This is a genomic window from Colwellia sp. 5_MG-2023 (genome assembly GCF_030547795.1).
In the GTDB taxonomy this organism is placed as follows: Bacteria; Pseudomonadota; Gammaproteobacteria; order Enterobacterales; family Alteromonadaceae; genus Colwellia.
This window is the reverse complement of the sequence record NZ_JAUOPW010000004.1, coordinates 151,770-170,722: the sequence shown is the minus strand read 5'-3', so window position 1 is coordinate 170,722 and position 18,953 is coordinate 151,770. Positions and strand designations below refer to the sequence as shown.

Below are 18,953 nucleotides of genomic sequence, written 5' to 3'. Positions count from 1 at the left end.
TTACTTAAACGATGCATGCGTTGGCTCACTTAGGTAAAGTATATTCTCTGATATTCAACTGATGTTTTTGTAATTTTCGATAAAGAGTTCTAACGCTTACTTCTAAATTATCAGCAATTATTTTTGGTTGATTACCATATTTGTTTAATAGCTCAATAAGATATTTTTTCTCATTGGATAGTAAATTAGCAGGGTGATCTTCCACCTTAGTTGCATTAGTAATATGCTGAGGCAAGTGTTCTATATTAATGAATTCGTCATCACTTAATAAAGCACTTCGCTGTACAATATTTTTAAGCTCTCTGATATTACCCGGATAGTGATAATTTGACAGTTTAGTTAATGCTTCTGGTGAAAACATTTTTGATGAAAACTCACTTTTTGATAATAAATGTTCGGCTAATAACGAAATGTCTGACTGCCTTTCTTTTAACGTTGGTAAACGAATAGGAAACCCTGCAATTCGATAATATAAGTCTTCACGAAAAGTGCCTTCTACCACCATTTTTTCTATATTTTTGTGGCTAGCGCAAATCAGTCTAAAGTTAGCCTTTTTCTTATCAATACCCCCTACACGTCGATAATAACCTGTTTCAATTAAACGTAGTAACTTCACCTGTAAGTTAAGCGGGACGTCACCTATTTCATCTAAAAATAAAGTGCCATTATTTGCTAAGCAAACCAAACCTTTTTTACTCGTATTGGCACCGGTAAAAGCCCCTTTTTCATGGCCAAACAACTCAGATTCAAATAACGATTCACTTAAGCCAGTACATTCAACCTCTATAAACGCTTCATTTTTTCGTTTACTCGCCTGATGTATTGATAACGCGACAAGCTCTTTCCCTGTACCGGTGTCGCCTTGTAGCAACACACTAATATTACTGCTGGCGCTGCGCGTGATCATTTTAAGCAAATTTTGAAAAGGCTGACTTTTACCTATTAGCTTTCGATCACTACTGACACTGCTAGCAAAATCAATTTTTTCTAATATTTCTAAAAAGCCAATGGTTATTCCGTCATTATTTTTAACGGGTTTCATCAAAATACTACAATAAACATCGCCTAACTCGGTTCGATGAATATGTAACGCTGAGCTATTTTTATCGGTTATTTTACAAGATGATAAAGGACACGTTTCACCTTGCTGATCACAAGGTTTAGTTGCATTGTGCGAGACTTCATAGCATTTACTCTTTCCCAGCAATACTTCTGTTTTATAGGTATCACGATAAGCTTGGTTGACGGCCTCTATTGAGTAATCATTGGTAATGTAAATAGCTGGTTTTTCAACAGACTCGATAATTGCTTGAATTGTTTGGTGTACCACTTCGCCCCCTTAAGCCAAAATTGTCACAAACTCTCGCCATTTAATGTCATTTATGACTCAATTAAAAGCAGATTATTATAAAAAACGATATTTACAGCTTAATACACTGTTTTAAAAGTGTTTATTTTAACGTTATTCTTTGGCACTTATATTGCTATTCATATTACTGAATATACAAGCATGATACTGCTATAAGTAATTAATGTTAAATATTCATCGCTAATAACAAGCACTTTTGATCAGAGTAACTTAAGCTAAGAAATAGCATTTTTACTCTAAAATTCAAGTACTTTTAAAGTTAATTTCAGTATGTGGGATAAAATGATGATGAATATTTTTAATTTGATCTGGATCAAACGTTCAAAACGTTTTAAACTTTCAGAAATTATTGAAACTTTATTTTTAAGTCTATGGAAATTTCAGAGAAAAACCAGTCATTCGTTTATCACTTTGGTGAAATGGGTAGTAAATGGGGCTTCAATCGTACCGTTGGGCAAATGTATGCCTTATTGGTGATTACTGACAAACCAATTACCGCAAACGATCTGGCAACTACGCTTAATATTTCTCGCGGCAATGTCAGTATGGGTATTAAAGAACTACAGTCATGGAAATTAGTACAAGTTACTCATGTACCGGGCGATCGTAAAGAATACTACAATGCTATTGGTAGTGTGATGGACATGGCGAATATTGTTTTTGAAGAAAGACGTAAACGTGAAGTAGATCCGACTCTATCATTACTACGAAATTTACTACTAGATACGCCAGAAACCGATAGTGAAATATATGCTCAGCAACGTATGAAAGACATTCATGACTTATTAGAAATGATCACCAATTGGGCTGCTGAATTACAAAAACTAACCCCTGAACAATTAAATACGCTAATGAAATTAGGAACAGGTGTGACCAAGATATTATCAGTTAAACAAGCCTTATTTTCTAAAAAGCAAACTGAATAAATAAATTTAGAACAACCAAACACCATCGAGACGTTAAATAATGTGTTGTGCAATAATCACGCAAGAGAGAAATCAATATGATCAATGAAACCTTAGTAGAGCTATCGCGGTGGCAGTTCGCTGTTACTGCCTTATTTCATTTCTTGTTTGTCCCTTTAACCTTAGGGTTAACGTGGATCTTATTTATTATGGAAGCCGTTTTTGTTATGACTGGCCGCGAAATTTATCGTGACATGACAAAATTTTGGGGCAAGCTATTTGGCATCAACTTTGCCATTGGTGTTGCAACTGGGCTAACCATGGAGTTTGAGTTTGGTACCAATTGGTCTTATTACTCACATTATGTTGGTGATGTCTTTGGTGCTCCATTAGCCATTGAAGGTTTAATGGCATTTTTTCTTGAATCCACGTTCGTTGGGATGTTCTTTTTAGGCTGGGATAGATTAAGCAAGCGCCAGCATTTAATCGGCACCTTTCTAATGGCATTAGGGACCAACATGTCAGCTCTATGGATATTAATTGCCAATGGCTGGATGCAAAATCCTGTCGGTAGTGAATTCAACTATATGACAATGCGCATGGAATTAGTTAGCTTTAGCGAAATAATTTTTAACCCCGTTGCTCAAGTTAAATTTATTCATACTGTAGCAGCAGGCTATGTAGCAGGCGCAATGTTTGTTTTAAGTATTAGCAGTTATTATCTACTTAAAGGAAGAGATGTTGCTTTTGCTAAACGCTCTTTTTCTGTCGCTGCCGGCTTTGGTCTTGCCGCAATACTATCAGTAATTCTTTTAGGTGATGAGTCAGGCTATGAAGTTGGCGAAGTACAACGCGTTAAACTAGCTGCTATTGAAGCCGAATATCATACCGAACCAGCTCCTGCAGCGTTTACCCTAGTAGGTTTACCTAATGACGAAACCATGGAAACGGATTATGCGGTAAAAATCCCGTATGCATTAGGCATAATTGCTACCCGCTCTTTAGACGGTGAAGTTATGGGCTTACGTGATTTACAAAAAGCCCATGAGCCTAGAATCCGTAACGGTATGGTTGCCTATGAATATTTAGAAAAACTGAGAAATGGCGAAGAAACCCCAGAAAATATCGCTAGATTTAACGAAACAAAGCATGATCTTGGCTACGGCTTATTACTGAAACGTTATACTGATAATGTGGTAGATGCCACTGAAGCACAAATACAAATGGCAGTTAAAGATTCAACCCCTTCAGTTGCTCCCATTTTTTGGGCGTTCAGAATAATGGTTGCCTGTGGTTTTACGATGTTACTGTTATTTGGCTTAGCTTTTTACTTTAACGCTAAACGACAAATAGAAGAAAAACGTTGGTTATTAAAAGCCCTACTCTTCGCATTACCTCTACCTTGGATAGCAATAGAAACAGGTTGGTTTGTCGCAGAGTTTGGTCGTCAACCGTGGTCTATCAGTGAAGTTTTACCGACTTTCATGTCAACGTCTAATCTAGCAGTAAGCGACTTAATTTTCTCGCTAGCAGCCTTTATTATTGTCTATACCATTTTATTTATTATTGAAATGTATTTAATGATCAAATTTGCTCGATTAGGCCCTAGTGCTTTACATACAGGTCGTTATCATTTTGAAAAAGAATCCGTGTTAGCACCGGGTCTTCGCAGCCAAAGTTCTTAAGGGGAAAGACATGTTTGATTACGAAACATTAAAACTAATATGGTGGGGGCTAATCGGCTTCCTATTTATCGGTTTTGCTATTACTGATGGCATGGATATGGGCGTCGGTGGCTTGTTACCCTTTGTTGCTAAAAAAGATGTCGAGAGCCGTGTGGTTATTAACACTGTTGGGGCCCATTGGGATGGTAACCAAGTATGGTTAATTACCGCAGGCGCAGCACTTTTTGCAGCATGGCCTTTAGTTTATGCTACAGCGTTTAGCGGCTTTTATTTTGCTATGATGCTAACGCTATTTAGCTTATTTTTACGTCCGCTAGCATTTGATTATCGTAGTAAAATTGAATCTGAAAACTGGCGTAGTAATTGGGATAAAGCATTATTTGTTGGCTCTATGGTACCGCCATTAGTATTTGGTGTTGCTTTTGGTAACTTATTACAAGGTGTGCCTTTTAGTTTCGATGAGTTAATGCGTGTTACTTATACGGGCTCATTTTTCGCTTTATTCACTCCTTTTACTTTGCTAACAGGTATTGTCAGTGTTGCTATGGTATTAATGCATGGTTCAACTTGGTTAGTGATGCGAACAGATGCCAAGGTTGCACAGCGTTCAGCGAATATTGGTCGTGTTGTTGCCGTGGTGTTATCACTCGCGTTCGTCCTAGCAGGCGTGATGGTGTGGCAAAGTATTGATGGTTATGTAGTAACAAGTAGTATTGATAAAATGGGACAAGCACAACCCACTTTAAAACAAGTAACCACAACCGCTGGTGCGTGGCTTCATAATTACCAAAACACCCCTGTATTATGGCTAGTACCACTTACCGGAATAATCATGCCCTTAATCGTTGCACTTTTCTTAAGTAATAAAAGCAACAGAATGACAGTAAAAGTTACTGCTTTTATTGCCAGCTCGGTGACGATTGTTTCGGTAATATTAACTGCAGGCATTGCAATGTTCCCATTTGTTATGCCTTCAAGCAGCCATCCCAATCACAGCTTACTAATGTGGGATACCGTATCAAGTGAAACTACGCTAACGCTAATGTTCACGGTAGTTGCTGTTTTTGTTCCTATTATTCTTGGCTACACTATTTGGTGTTATAAAAAGATGTGGCGTACCGTGACTATTGAAGAGATTGAGCAAAACAATCACAGTGCCTATTAATACTTAGTTGCTTAAATAGTTACTAAAAAGTTAAATAAATTTAGAGGAAAATGTTATGTGGTATTTCAGTTGGATTTTAGGTGTATTACTCGCCGTATCTTTAGGCATTATTAATGTTATGTGGTACGAAATGGAACAACATGTAGATAATGTTGCCGATGATCAAAATGGTGATAAATAGTCATCAATAATTAACCAGAAACAATATGCTTAGTACCAATATAATAGTGCTAAGCATACAAGATTCATGGTAAGCCAAGGACATTATGAGCGAAAAAACAACGCAACCAAAAAAGCATGTAAATAAATGGCTCAAAGCCCAAAAGAAGCACGCTCACGGCAAGTTGAGTGTCGCCATTGCTTTAGGATCATTAAATGGACTATTAATGATCTTACAAACAGCCGTTTTAGCTTACCTGATTGATTGGGTTATATTTTCAGAAAAAAGCACTCATTTATTTAATGATGCAAGTAATGAACTAGCCACTAATAGCACCATGTTTACTGGTTTTAGCATGGTTATTATTGCGTTAGTAGTGCTTATTTTTTGTCGTGCGGTACTTGGCTATTTTAGCGAATGCTATAGTCGCCGCAGTGCTATGAATATAAAAGCAAATATTCGTTCACGATTACTGTATCGTGTTTTTCAATTAGGTCCTTCTTTTGCGCAAACAAAAGGTAGTGCTAAGTTAGCGCATCTATTACACCAAGGAATAGATTCACTAGAAGATTATTTTGCTGGCTACCTTCCTACCATCGCCTATTGTGCCGTCATTCCACTAGCAATACTTATTGCGGTATTCCCTATCGATTGGCAGTCAGGACTCATTTTATTATTAACAGCACCTATGGTGCCGTTTTTCATGATCCTTATTGGTCACAAAGCAGAACAGTTAAACCAAAAACACTGGGCTAAACTACAACGAATGAGTAGTCATTTTCTGGATATTATTCAGGGATTAACCCAGCTAAAAATATTCAATGCCTCAAAAAGAGAAATTGCCGCCGTCAAAAAAATTAGTGATGATTATGGTGATCAAACGATGGGCGTTTTAAAAATTGCCTTTCTTTCATCATTTGTCTTAGAGTTTTTAGCGTCAATCTCAATTGCGTTAGTTGCCGTCGTATTAGGTTTTCGTTTGTATTATGGTGATGTAGATTATGTATTTGCCTTATGGGTTTTACTGCTAGCGCCAGAATTTTATTTACCCTTTAGACAGCTTGGCACACAGTACCATGCAAAAATGGCCGGTGTAACCGCAGCGGAAGACTTGGTTGATATATTGAGTCAACCCGTGCCAGAAAGATCACTACAAACAACCTTTACCGCCCCTTTTACGATTAAACTTGCACAAGTCGAATTTGCTTATCCGCAGCGTAGTAATACCTTAAGCAATATAAACATTGAGCTTTCATCTCAAGGTTTATATGCCGTCATTGGTGAAAGTGGTTCAGGTAAATCAACCTTAACTGATTTAGTATTAGGCTTTATTACCCCTAATTCAGGACAAGTTACCATTAATGAGCAGTTACTCACCTCAGCTAACCGTGATAACTGGTTACAACATTGTGGCTGGATTTCACAACAAGCCCAAGTATTCTATGGTTCATTAGCCTTTAATATTGCAATGTCGGACGATTATCAAGAAGATCGCGTAAAAGATGCACTGCAAAAATCAGGCTTATCAAGCTTTGTACAAAGCCTTGAGCAAGGTATTAACAGTAAAATTGGTGAAGCCGGTGCTGGACTCTCAGGCGGACAAGCACAACGCTTAGCCTTAGCCCGTGTTTTTTACCATCAACCTAAGGTGCTGATACTCGACGAACCAACGAGTTATCTTGATCAAGAAACTGAAAAAATTATTACTTCCTCTATTAATGACTATGCAAAAAATAATATTGTGGTTGTTATTGCTCATCGTTTACATACGGTAATTGATGCTAAAAAAATTATTGTGCTTGAGCAAGGGAAAATCATCGAATCAGGTACACATCAAGAACTGTTAGCACATAATGGTTATTATGCTCAGCAAGTGCTTTTGAAGGGGAATGTATGAAGACTAATTTCTCACAAGCCGCAGATGAAAAAGCAAACATGAAAACCTTCATGCGTTTGCTTTACCTGCTAAAGCCGCAACTACCTTTGATGTTACTTGGTGCGTTATTATCGGTAATTACCATTTTAGCGAACATTAGCTTATTAGCGGTATCAGGCTGGTTTATCACTCTAATGGCTATTGGTGGAGCCACAGGTATTACGGTAAATTATTTTACGCCCGCGGCTATTATACGGTTTTTAGCGATTGTTCGTACCGCCGGTCGATATGCAGAGCGTATGCTAACTCACCGAGCAACCTTTAATGCGTTAGCAAGCTTGCGTCATTATTTTTATCAACAACTTGAGCCTTTATTACCTTATTATCAAATGGACTTACGTTCAGGAGATTTATTAGCAAGATTACAGCAAGATATCGAGAACCTTGATAATTTTTATTTACGTGTTTTATTACCCATTATCATTGCGTTAATATCGGTACCTATTGTTTGTTACACTTTAGCTACTTTTTCCACTGAAATTGCTTGGTTAATGTTAGCAGCATTATTAATTGTCGCCTTTATTTTCCCGGTGATTAGTTATGTAGCATCACTCAAAGACGCTCGTAAAACATCACAATTAGAAAGCCATCTAACCGAAGAGTTAGTCAATGGCATGAGCGCGATTAAAACCTTGCTAGTCTATCAAGTTAGCACTCGTTTTCAGCGCTCTATCGCCCATATTACTCAAGAATATTACGGTGTGCGTTATCGTTTAATACGTATTAATGCGCGTTTAAGCGCGATAACCTTCTTACTTATTCACTTATCAGCTCTGGCCTGCTTATTGATTTTATTACCCTATTTAACATCTGGTGAAATAGACAGTAAATCGTTAGTGGCTGCTATTTTACTAATATTAGTAAGCTTTGAAACAGTGAACAGTATGCCGTTAGCATTGCAACTACTCCCACAAAGCTTAGCCAGTGCAGCAAGACTATTCGCGATTATTGATAAGCCAAAGCCGGCTAATAATGGTGATCAAATAGCCCAACAAGGCGATATTTATTTTGACAACCTAACCTTTTGTTACCCTGAACAAAAATCAGCCAGTTTAACTAATATTAATCTTTCGATTAAAACCGGTGAAAAAGTCGCTATTATCGGCGCAAGTGGCGCAGGTAAATCAACGTTGATTAATTTACTGATGGGGTTTTGGCCAACAGGCTTAGCGCTACCATCAAGCAAGGGAAAAATAACATTAGCTGACACAGATTTGAGTTTAATAGAGTCAACTTCTTTGCGCCAAGAAATCGCGTTAATGAGCCAACAAGGCCATATTTTTGATGCAAGTATTGCAGATAATTTACGCTTAGCTAAGCACGATGCGACCTTAGAAGAAATGCGAAAAGCTTGTCAATCCGTGAATTTATTAGACTTTATTGATGAATTGCCTGATGGCTTGCAAACCTGGTTAGGCTCTACCGGTATAGGGCTTTCAGGCGGCCAAGTGCAACGCTTACAAATAGCTCAATTATTGCTTCGCCCTGCGAGTGTACTGATTCTAGATGAACCAACAAAAGGCTTAGATCGCATTAACGAACAAACAGTTATGGAAAATGTCTTAGCGCATGTTAACCAACATAATCAAAGCTTACTTGTGATCACACATAAACCACTTATGCTAGAAAAAATGGATAAAATTATCGTGATGGAACAAGGAAGCATTATCGCCCAAGGTAATCATAAAGAGCTAGCTAGTAACAATCAGTATTATCAAATGCTGCTTAATTATTTTTGATAAAAACAGAGGTTTACAATGAAATTAATCACTACAACAATGCTATTAACAAGCACGATCATAACTTTAGTTACCTTGCCTTTATTAGTAAACGCCAATGAAGTGACTAATAATATAACAGCATCTTCAAAGGATTCGCTTGAAGCGAGATCATTGGTAAAAGCTTTTGGTAGTGATTTGAAGTCGGTATTAGTTTCTACCATGAAAGCAGAAGGACCAATAAAGGCATTAGAAGTCTGTAATACCGAAGCAGGACCTATTGCCAATAAGCACTCAGCGTTGTCGAATTGGACCATCGCCCGAACATCATTAAAAGTACGTAATACCAATAACACACCAGATAAATGGGAATCTACCGTATTAGCACAATTTGAACAACGTAAAGCAGCAGGAGAAAATGTGGCAACAATGGAATATTCAGCAATGGTACAAAGCGATGATAAAACCATTTATCGTTATATGAAGCCAATACCGACAGCTGGTGGTTGCTTAGTTTGTCATGGTGAAAATATAAGCAGTAATATTGCTGATAAAATAAACGAGTTATACCCCCATGATCAAGCTACGGGGTTCTCTATTGGTGATATTAGAGGTGCCTTTTCTTTACAAAAAATAAGTGATTAACCCGCAATGGGCTTTTAACTTTACTAAAAAACTTAGCTAAAACGAGTCATCTAAAGGAGCATTTGGTAAAGTTTGCGTGTCATAGGCTGCTTTTTCTAATGCCTCTAAGTCTTTAATAATTAGCTGGTTACGCTTTTTATCTATAATGTCGGCTTTTTTCCAAAGCTGTAATTGTTTATTGATGACTTGTCTAACCGAGCCAGTCATTCGCGCCAATGTTTCATCGTTTAAGCCATTCACTAAATGGTGCTGATGTTCGGTCTCTTTTGTTCCCGTATAAAACTTAATTTTATTAATATGCTCTAAAATAATACGACTTAAACGCGTAGGCACATCATGCAGGATCAAATCACTCGCTTGCTGTTCTTTTTCACGCATTTTCTTCGCTAAATAAGGCATGAACTGTTGATTAAATTCAGGGTAAGTCCACAACCAATGTCGCATTGTCGTGAGTTTCACTGACAGTAGCTTTACCGTGGTTAATGGCGAAATAATCACATCGTGCGGTTGCTCGTCAAATAACACCATTAAATCAAAACAATCCCCTGCATAAAGCATATCTAACGTCGCTTCCCTACCCGTTTCTGGATTACTCTTCTTTATTTCTAAATGTCCGTCAATAACTACAAAAAAGCGCTTAGTTAGAATATCTGAATTAATGTAATCGCCCTTATACCATTCATTAAGCTGAAATTCTTGTTGGAAATCTTCAATCAGCTTGGTAGGTAAATCGGCAAACATATTCGCTTGCTTGACTAACACCGGACTGGCTTTTTGCGGTAAATGAGATGCTTCTTTTAACATAACCAAATAATACAGAACTTAAGTATGTTTTTATTTTAACGTGTTAGCGCTACATAGCAAAAGTTAATTCATAACGACCTAAACGACTATTAAATTGTAAAAGGAAGGTATGCAAGTATTTCGGCGATATATTTTCATCAAAAATTACACCAACCGAATAACACAAAGAATAGAACCCAAAGCAATACGATCTAGCAATCATATTTTTCAGACTAGTTTTTCTCAAAGTAACAATAACAACGATTAACACCTCACTTATTTTAATTTAAAGAGAGCAGTAATATTTGAAACTAATATTCAGATATCACTGCTTCCCCTATGCTTAATGAGTAGACATTAAAAACGCGCTCTCACACCTAAACTAACTGATCGTCCAGGTAAAGGTGCTTCGTCTTTTAAGTATGAAGAATGTACTCGGCCTTCTTGATCCATTAAATTATCGCCTTTGATATAAATAGTCATATCCACATCGCCTAAATCAAGATAGTAATTAGCTGAGACAGATAGCATTGTATAGCCTGACGTTTGCGTTTCGTTTTCCGCTATTTTATCTTGCTTGCTGTTACGAATAACTTCAACTTCGGTATGCCAATTGCCATACTCATAATGAACCGATGAACCAAATCTCATTGGTGGTATTCTTGGTACGTTACCACCTGAATCTAATTTAGCGCGGGTATAATCAGTAAATACTTCTAAGCGCCAGTCATCGTTTAAATGCCAATCAACTTGCGCTTCATAGCCGTATAAGCGTGCGTTTTGCTGTGCAAACAAAACCACAGGTAAACCATCAGTTTCTTCGTCTGACTCACCTGACATAGCTACTTGGTCTTCATACACAGTAGAAGTTATAAAGGCCCCATCACTAATCACTAAACCTGTAACGTCTTCAAAAATATAATTATTAATATCATTATTAAACACACTAAAATTAGCATTCCATGTGTCGGCATTATAGCGATACGTAAGATCTATATTATTTGAAGCCTCTTTCTTCATGCTTTCATCTGATTGAACAACATTGTATTGACCACTGTCGTTATTAAGCTCAAATCCACCGCCGACTTCATAAGTGCCTGAGCCGATATGAGGACCATAGGCATATATTTCTGAAGACGATGGCGCTCGTTGTGAGTATGCATAATTAAAGGCTAAGGAGTGTTTATCGTTAATACTCCAAACTACTCCAGCAGATCCCGATACCGCAGTGTAATCTTTATCGTCGAACGAAATATTATTTGAATCACTTAACTCAGCAAAAAAGTCATTATTTACATTATGAGTCGATTGCTCAATACGTGTACCCAGCTGCCATAACAGTTGGCCTACCTCTTTCTCTTCCATTAAAAATGCGGCTACACTGTCTGTTTTAGTTGGTGGGGTAAAGGCCTCCTCACCAATCGCTTCAAAATCACTTTTGTTATAATGTAAACCAACAACCCCTTTCCAACCATAAACAGGTGCATGTTCAGCCCATAATCTCGACTCTATACTTTCGTTTTTAAAAGTAGTACCAATTTCAGTGCCTTCAATTTCAGAATGTTCATAGTCTGTATAGGCATTTTGCCAATGTACCGCTTTAATAAAACCAGCTAGGTTATTCCAGTCAACGACTCCTTGGTAGCGGTCTTGATTTAGCTTTATAAACACCCCTTCTTCACCCGGTAAACCGTATTCAGAGTCCATATGGCCATACGCAAAAGCAACTCTGGTATCATCAGTTATCCAGCCTGCTCCCAAGTTATAACCGCTGGCATCAATAGCTGAGTTAGCAAGTGTAGTGCTGCCGCCTTCCTCATCTATATTTGCAGGTACTGGTATTTTATAATCATCGGTTTCGCGAGTATAGCCATCAACATGAAAAGCAAAATCACCCGAGCCAGCATTTAAATCTGTTGAAACAGTGCTAGCATCGGCAACATTATTGTATTGTGCAAATACTTCACCGTTTACGCCATCTTGCCTTTGTGTAGGCAAACGATTATCAACCACATTTACTACGCCGCCAATAGCACCACTTCCGTATAAAAGCGTCGCCGGGCCTCTTAACACTTCAATTTGAGTCGCAGTAGAAGCTTCCGTTGAAACTTGATGGTCGGGACCTACACGTGATGCATCCGAAGCACCTAGACCATTTTGAACAACTTTAATTCGTGGCCCATCTAAACCACGAATAATTGGGCTACTTGCAACCGGTCCAAAATATGAACTATGTACACCGGGTACATTTTTTAGGGTTTCACCTAACGTTGCCGCTTGATTTTGATCTAATGCTTCGCCACTTAAAATTGTTACCGGTGTGCTTGATTCAAGCACGGTGCGCTTTAACGGAGAAGCGGTAATTAACACTCGCTCAATATCGTTTTCATCTTTTTGAATGTTTTTGTCGGCAGCAAAAGCAGTGCTGCTCATTGCTGTTAATAAGGCTAGCACTATAGGTGAATAATTATTTTTCATGTTGTTATCTCTAAAAATACACAATAAAACTCTCTCGTTATCATTAAATAACGAGCATAAAATACGTTTAACTGGTTAATTAAAAAATAACAACTGGCGGATCCCTATTGCCGGCATGACCAATAAATACGCTATAAAGGTGCCAACTACTTAACTTTATTAAAGAAAAAGAATGAACATCTGACTCAAAGAGACTTATTTTAGTAGGTATAGAATGTTCTAAATCAAGAGAGCTAGAACACAGCTCACATTCTTGAGCTGTGTTTAAGACATGAGATGTGTCGTGCCAAGCAGAAAAAGCACTGAATAACACAACAAACACTAATATATATTTTAATAGTGTTGTTTGGCTTCTCAGTGAATGTAATGTAAGTCTCGGCATAAATGATATGATATAACGTTACTCATATTTTTGTCGATATATTAATTAACTTTTATCAGTGATGTATTAAGTAGCTCTCAACTCACATTTTTATGACATTCCAAAAAATTATCATTACTGTCACATTTGTGACAGTAGCACTTCCTCAACTCACGTATTATAGCCCCACTAACAAACAGCCAAGGTTGTTTATGTGGTCTAGCTGCTAACAGAACATTGCCATACAGCATAAGACCTTTTTGATTAAACCCTTTTTAAATATAGGTGGTTATTATGACTAAGATTATAGGTATAGATTTAGGTACAACAAACTCATGTGTATCAGTGATGGAAGGTGGTGTTGCAAAAATTATTGAAAATGCAGAAGGTAGTCGCACTACACCATCGATTATCGCGTATGCAAACAATGAAACACTAGCAGGTCACCCAGCAAAAAGACAATCAGTGACAAACGCTGAGAACACATTATTTGCTATTAAGCGATTAATTGGTCGTAAATTTGATGACAAAGAAGTGCAAAAAGATATTAAGCTAGCACCTTATAAAATTGTAAAAGCAGATAACGGTGATGCCTGGGTTGAAGTGAATGGCAAATCCATGTCACCACAAGAAGTCTCAGCTCAGCTTTTACGTAAATTGAAAAAAGATGCTGAGGCCTATTTAGGTGAAACAGTCACTGAAGCAGTGATTACTGTACCAGCCTATTTTAATGATTCTCAACGCCAAGCAACAAAAGATGCAGGTAAAATTGCAGGACTTGATGTTAAACGTATTATTAATGAACCAACAGCTGCGGCCTTAGCTTATGGGGTCGATAAAAAAAGTAAAAACGATCAAAACATCGTGGTTTACGATTTAGGTGGCGGAACTTTTGATATTTCTATCATTGAAATCAGCAATGTGGACGGAGAAAAACAATTTGAAGTGTTAGCAACCAATGGTAATACCTTTTTAGGTGGTGAAGATTTTGATTTACGCCTTATTAATTATCTTGCTGATGAATTCAAAAAAGACACTGGCATTGATATTCACAATGACTCTTTAGCATTACAACGTATTAAAGAAGCAGCTGAAAAAGCGAAAATAGAGTTATCGTCTGCATTACAAACCGACGTAAACTTACCTTATGTCACTGCTGATGCTAGTGGCCCTAAACATTTAAATGTACAGGTTACTCGCGCCAAGTTAGAGTCATTAGTAGATGATTTGATAAAAAGTACCATTGCTCCATGTGAGCAAGCATTAAAAGATGCCGGTGTAAGTAAAGCTGATATTAGTGAAGTTATATTGGTTGGTGGTCAAACACGTATGCCAAAAGTACAGGAAGCTGTTCAAGCTTTCTTTGGTAAAGAGCCACGTAAAGATGTAAACCCGGATGAAGCCGTTGCCATGGGTGCAGCTATTCAAGGCGGAGTGTTATCTGGAACCGTGGGTGATGTATTATTGCTGGATGTAACGCCATTATCATTAGGTATAGAAACTTTGGGTGGTGTAATGACTAAACTCATTGATAAAAATACTACGATACCAACACGGGCTTCTGAAGTTTTTTCTACTGCTGAAGACAACCAAGCTGCAGTAACAGTACATGTTCTACAAGGACAGCGTGAAATGGCGACAGATAATAAGTCGCTTGGACAATTCAACTTAAGCGATATAGCTCAAGGTCCGCGCGGTTCGGTGCAGGTTGAAGTAACGTTTGATATTGATGCTGATGGTATTTTAAATGTGTCAGCGAAAGACAAGGCAACTGGCAAAGAACAAAGTATTAAAATTACTGCATCAAGTGGCTTAACAGAAGATGAAATTAATCGCATGGTTGAAGATGCAGAGCAACACGCAACGGAAGATAAACAAAAGCGCGAACTAGTTGAGCAACGTAACCAAGCGGATCAATTGATTCATACAGTAGAAACATCAATGACATCCTTGGCACAAGAGCAACAAGATGAGCTTAAATCGTTAATTGAGCAATTGAAAATGTCTGTGAATGGTAATGATAAATCTGCGATTGAAATGCGACAAAAAGCATTACAAGATGCTTACAGTAATATGATGCAAGCAGAACAAGCGCAACAGAAGTCACAACCACAAGGAGAGCAGTATCAAGAACATGCGGCCAATGACAGTGCTAAAGATGATGACATCATTGATGCTGAATTTGAAGATGTTAGTAATGGTTAATAAGTAATAGCTAAAGAGTTAACGTTTAGACATTAACTCTTTAGAATTGAAGCCTCTAATCGTCATGATTAGGGGCTTTTTTGTTTCAAAACGCCCCAAAACAACAAATATCTAGTTACCCTTCACTTATTTATAGCAAGTAATAATTGTTATTTTCTTCAGCTTCGCTTACTTTATCCAAGGTTCATATACTTCGATACTCGTTTCATTAAAGTTGTAAGCTTATTGTAAATAGTAAAATAAACCAGAGTACCGCTATCAATTAAGTAATAGCTAGCTATTGAGATTGAAAACAACGCGATATGTATTATTTTAACTAACGCAATTAAGCAAGAATTTACTGACATTAGTATTCGTTAGCCGTTTTATTATCACTATTTATCTTAAGGTACCCCCATGCTCTTTTTTATTTTCAAACTGTTAATGTTAGCTCTTTCATATAAACTATATTTAATAAAAAAAGAGCCTTATTTTTCAGCATTATTGTTTAGTATTCCTTTGGCTATTGTAGGATTAATTATGGGTCATGAATTAATTGGAGTATTTATTGGCAGTGCCATATTATTTGCTATAGCTTTTGTTTGTTTCTTACTTATGTCAAAACTACCGAGTGGCATGCCTGAATATAGTGTTTTAGGTGTAACAGCAATAATAATCGCATTTGTAATTTAGTCTTGAGCCGTTTTACAGCCATTACCATTTCACTATTAAAGATGACAAAATAACAGTGTACTTATGAGTACTCGAAACCACGAATTCTCCAATAAAGCTTGTATAAACTTAGGCGAATAAACGAACAAAGAATCGATTTAAAATAGAACCTTCTCAAGAAAATATGTCCATATAGTTGCCCTACTGACATGAATTAATATTTAACACTAGAAATATGATTAAACTTTCATTAAGGTACTATAATAATTGATTATTTATATCATGGATGTAGGTGGAATTAAGTGTTGTTACAATATAAATCGAGTATTCTTAATTTTTTTTTGTTAACGGATAATGATGATACAAATAATAAAATACCAAATTGGCGAATAAGCGCGCTGAGAATTATTCTATCTACCGTTATGTTAGTATGTTTGGCCGTTGTGTGTCATACCTTCGGCCCAGCGGTACAACTCAGTTTAATACATATCATCATCCTCTCGGTTTCATTCTTCTCAATTGTCATTACGTTGTTAATCGCTAGCTATAAATATTATAAATTCTGTGCTCACTTTTTTTTGATTACGACGGTATTAGCGAGTTTAGCAATAAATTTATTTATCACGGATCTTGAACTTGCCAAAGTAGGTTCAATGTATATGTTCGCTTGCCCTACTATTGCACTGATATTGCTGGGTTACCGATCAGCAATATGTTATGCGTTGTTAAATTTAGCACCTTTTTTCATGATTATTTACAATGTTGATTTATCAATACTTTTCAGCCCACCTGAGCAATTACCCAATACAAACTGGTATATAATGGGAGTTATCTTCGCCTTTTATAATATTTGTATACCGCTTGCTGTGGCCCGTACCAGTGTCGCTGCTAAACGCTTAAATCAATCAATTCAAGACTCGAATACTCACTTAACCGCCAAAAATGAACTCTATAGAACTTTCTTTTCTCATTATTATAAGCCTAAAGTTATTCTTAGCGAAAAAGGCGAGATTATCGATCTTAATGAACAAGCTAAAATTTTATTTACTATAGAGTTAAACACCCAGACTACGAATGAACATCTATCGACTTTATTACCTAAATTAACAAGCAACGACCACAAAGACCAATTAATACAAATTAAAGATTCATATCATCGAGTCACTAAACAAAATGTGGTCAACTCAACCTACACGGTGTATGAATTTTCAGACTGTACACAAGAGCAAAAAATAAAGAAAAATTTAATTTCAATAGAAGAAAAATATAAGCGTTTACGCTATACCGATTCACAAACCAATTTACCAAATAAAGACTGGTTTGAACGCCAATGCGAAAGTTTAGCTATTAAAAAATCTGCAGGTTTTTATATTATTGTTATTCAAAGTGCCAATAATGATTATGTAAATTTAAAATTTGGCGAATCCGATTTTCGCACACTTACTATCGCGGCATATAAACGTATTACCGATAATATTAAAGAAATCCTGCTATGTTCAGATGCAGGGTTAGGGAAACTTGTTTTTTTAATTAATACGCCAAATGTAGAAGAGTTAGAAAAATTATTATCTCGTATAAAAAAAACATTAGATGCAGAGTACACCCTATTTAATAGTACGTTTACCCAGTCTTATTTATTTGGTATTGCGCAATTTTCTCAAGAGAATAATTCTAGTGCTAAAGTTATTGCCAATGCACAAGAAGCGTTAAAAAGTGCAGACAATATTAACGTTTTTAGCTATTACAACCAAGAAAGCTCGCAGCTATTTTTGAAAAAACATGAAATTTCAATGTTACTCGATGAAGCAATTCAATCAGCAGCACTTGATGTCTATTATCAACCCAAAGTCACTAAAGATGGTCTTTGTATTGGTTTAGAAGCACTTGCTAGATGGAATAGTCCTGTACTTGGTGTTGTGCCTCCTGATACTTTTATTCCTGTAGCAGAAGAATATAGATTAATTTGCCCGTTAACCAATTTAATCATCCAAAAAGTATGCGCGCAAATACAAAAGTGGAATCAAAGTGGGTTCGATGTAGTGCCAATTGCAATTAACTTATCACCTTTTGATTTTAACCAAAAAGATTTTGTCTCAAATTTAATACGCTATTTAGCCGACTTCAATGTTAAGCCCGATCAAATTGAATTAGAAATAACAGAAACAGCGTTAGAAGAAAACAACACTAATGCCCTTAAAATTATTCAAAGTCTTCAATCTTGGGGATTTATTATATCTATTGATGATTTTGGTACTGGTTATTCAAATATAGCGCGATTAGCTGATTACCCAATCAATAAATTAAAGTTAGACAGATCATTAACGAATATGATTACTACGTCAAAACGACACTATAATTTAGTAAAAGCTGTTCATGCTATGTGTCGCTCACTTAATATAAAATGCGTATCTGAAGGTATAGAAAAAAGAGAGTATATAGCTTCACTAGCTGATATGGGCTCAGAAGAGTTTCAAGGTTATTATTTTGCAAGACCAATGACAGCAAGTGATTTTTACTTATACACTCAACAAAATGGATTATTTTTTAATGGTGAAAAAGTGGAAAACTTACCTAGTTAATTTATCGCTAGGCCCAGTTATATTCCTAATATAAAAAATAAAGCTTTAATCTACATTTATTTCCTATTGAGCTATACTAAGCTTATAATGGTAATATAAGTTGATAATATTTACGTTATCACTGTCAGTTATATTTACAAATAAATAAGATGACACATAAAAAACATTTGTACAGCCCTAATAACACTATAGTTTTATATCTTGGCTTGATTTGTGCTTAATGCTTATTATCGTAAATCATTTTATCTAGTAGTTAAATTTAGATATATATTAGTTCTAGCGTAATGCTTATTTTATTAATTACGCTTTATAT

Annotated in this window: 14 protein-coding genes; 10 read left to right on the top strand and 4 right to left on the bottom strand. The window is 36.5% G+C overall.

All coding sequences use genetic code 11. The annotated features are described in order from the left end of the window. Positions 1-25: 25 nt before the first annotated feature. Positions 26-1,330, bottom strand: coding sequence for a sigma-54-dependent Fis family transcriptional regulator (locus Q4496_RS05420; protein ID WP_215973525.1), 1,305 nt, complete (start codon positions 1,328-1,330; stop codon positions 26-28). Positions 1,331-1,740: 410 nt separating this feature from the next. On the opposite strand from Q4496_RS05420, the gene Q4496_RS05415 reads away from it, so the two are divergent. From Q4496_RS05415 to Q4496_RS05385, 7 genes are all read left to right on the top strand, one after another. Next, a complete protein-coding gene (locus Q4496_RS05415) occupies positions 1,741-2,295 on the top strand; it encodes a GbsR/MarR family transcriptional regulator (RefSeq protein WP_215973524.1) in 555 nt (184 codons plus the stop codon). 77 nt (positions 2,296-2,372) lie between these two features. Next, entirely contained in the window at positions 2,373-3,959 is a 1,587-nt protein-coding gene (locus tag Q4496_RS05410) for a cytochrome ubiquinol oxidase subunit I (protein WP_215973523.1), read from the top strand. Between the two features lie 10 nt (positions 3,960-3,969). Beyond that, complete coding sequence (gene cydB / locus Q4496_RS05405) at positions 3,970-5,124, top strand: cytochrome d ubiquinol oxidase subunit II (protein ID WP_215973522.1); 1,155 nt, start codon at positions 3,970-3,972, stop codon at positions 5,122-5,124. A 55-nt stretch (positions 5,125-5,179) separates the two neighbouring features. Then, positions 5,180-5,305 (top strand): cytochrome bd-I oxidase subunit CydX, encoded by a 126-nt coding sequence (gene cydX / locus Q4496_RS05400; RefSeq protein ID WP_215973521.1) that lies wholly within the window; start codon positions 5,180-5,182, stop codon positions 5,303-5,305. A gap of 85 nt (positions 5,306-5,390) precedes the next feature. Next, positions 5,391-7,181, top strand: coding sequence for a thiol reductant ABC exporter subunit CydD (gene cydD, locus Q4496_RS05395; protein WP_303610029.1), 1,791 nt, complete (start codon positions 5,391-5,393; stop codon positions 7,179-7,181). Then, the gene (gene cydC / locus Q4496_RS05390; protein WP_303610028.1) at positions 7,178-8,959 is read left to right on the top strand and encodes a thiol reductant ABC exporter subunit CydC; all 1,782 of its coding nucleotides are present in this window, start codon (positions 7,178-7,180) and stop codon (positions 8,957-8,959) included. The genes cydD and cydC overlap by 4 nt, the downstream gene beginning before the upstream one ends. Before the next feature lie 18 nt (positions 8,960-8,977). Beyond that, positions 8,978-9,583 carry a DUF3365 domain-containing protein gene (locus tag Q4496_RS05385; RefSeq protein WP_303601292.1) on the top strand — a complete coding sequence of 202 codons (606 nt, stop codon included), beginning with the start codon at positions 8,978-8,980 and terminating at the stop codon, positions 9,581-9,583. Positions 9,584-9,619: 36 nt separating this feature from the next. Here the strand turns inward: Q4496_RS05385 and Q4496_RS05380 are convergent, their stop codons facing one another. The 3 genes from Q4496_RS05380 to Q4496_RS05370 all read right to left on the bottom strand — a co-directional run bounded on the left by Q4496_RS05380 (position 9,620) and on the right by Q4496_RS05370 (position 13,226). After that, positions 9,620-10,387, bottom strand: coding sequence for a Crp/Fnr family transcriptional regulator (locus Q4496_RS05380; protein WP_215973519.1), 768 nt, complete (start codon positions 10,385-10,387; stop codon positions 9,620-9,622). Between the two features lie 336 nt (positions 10,388-10,723). Next, entirely contained in the window at positions 10,724-12,844 is a 2,121-nt protein-coding gene (locus Q4496_RS05375) for a TonB-dependent receptor (RefSeq protein ID WP_303610027.1), read from the bottom strand. Between the two features lie 79 nt (positions 12,845-12,923). Beyond that, on the bottom strand, positions 12,924-13,226 hold the full coding sequence (locus tag Q4496_RS05370) for a hypothetical protein (RefSeq protein ID WP_215973517.1): 303 nt from the start codon (positions 13,224-13,226) through the stop codon (positions 12,924-12,926). 273 nt (positions 13,227-13,499) lie between these two features. Between Q4496_RS05370 and dnaK the strand changes: the two genes are divergently transcribed. From dnaK to Q4496_RS05355, 3 genes are all read left to right on the top strand, one after another. Continuing rightward, a complete protein-coding gene (gene dnaK, locus Q4496_RS05365) occupies positions 13,500-15,410 on the top strand; it encodes a molecular chaperone DnaK (protein ID WP_215973516.1) in 1,911 nt (636 codons plus the stop codon). A gap of 396 nt (positions 15,411-15,806) precedes the next feature. Next, positions 15,807-16,082: a hypothetical protein gene (locus Q4496_RS05360; protein WP_303610026.1), complete on the top strand. Its 276-nt coding sequence runs from the start codon at positions 15,807-15,809 to the stop codon at positions 16,080-16,082. Positions 16,083-16,363: 281 nt separating this feature from the next. Then, a complete protein-coding gene (locus Q4496_RS05355; RefSeq protein ID WP_368411053.1) occupies positions 16,364-18,640 on the top strand; it encodes a putative bifunctional diguanylate cyclase/phosphodiesterase in 2,277 nt (758 codons plus the stop codon). The last annotated feature ends 313 nt before the right edge of the window (positions 18,641-18,953 follow it).

Bases quoted from the DNA above. Each gene is read 5' to 3' on its own strand.
- Q4496_RS05385 (WP_303601292.1), top strand. From the start codon at position 8,978: ATGAAATTAATCACTACAACAATGCTATTAACAAGCACGATCATAACT.
- cydC (WP_303610028.1), top strand. From the start codon at position 7,178: ATGAAGACTAATTTCTCACAAGCCGCAGATGAAAAAGCAAACATGAAA.
- cydB (WP_215973522.1), top strand. From the start codon at position 3,970: ATGTTTGATTACGAAACATTAAAACTAATATGGTGGGGGCTAATCGGC.
- dnaK (WP_215973516.1), top strand. From the start codon at position 13,500: ATGACTAAGATTATAGGTATAGATTTAGGTACAACAAACTCATGTGTA.
- Q4496_RS05360 (WP_303610026.1), top strand. From the start codon at position 15,807: ATGCTCTTTTTTATTTTCAAACTGTTAATGTTAGCTCTTTCATATAAA.
- Q4496_RS05380 (WP_215973519.1), bottom strand. From the start codon at position 10,387: ATGTTAAAAGAAGCATCTCATTTACCGCAAAAAGCCAGTCCGGTGTTA.
- Q4496_RS05375 (WP_303610027.1), bottom strand. From the start codon at position 12,844: ATGAAAAATAATTATTCACCTATAGTGCTAGCCTTATTAACAGCAATG.
- cydD (WP_303610029.1), top strand. From the start codon at position 5,391: ATGAGCGAAAAAACAACGCAACCAAAAAAGCATGTAAATAAATGGCTC.
- Q4496_RS05370 (WP_215973517.1), bottom strand. From the start codon at position 13,226: ATGCCGAGACTTACATTACATTCACTGAGAAGCCAAACAACACTATTA.
- Q4496_RS05410 (WP_215973523.1), top strand. From the start codon at position 2,373: ATGATCAATGAAACCTTAGTAGAGCTATCGCGGTGGCAGTTCGCTGTT.
- Q4496_RS05415 (WP_215973524.1), top strand. From the start codon at position 1,741: ATGGAAATTTCAGAGAAAAACCAGTCATTCGTTTATCACTTTGGTGAA.
- cydX (WP_215973521.1), top strand. From the start codon at position 5,180: ATGTGGTATTTCAGTTGGATTTTAGGTGTATTACTCGCCGTATCTTTA.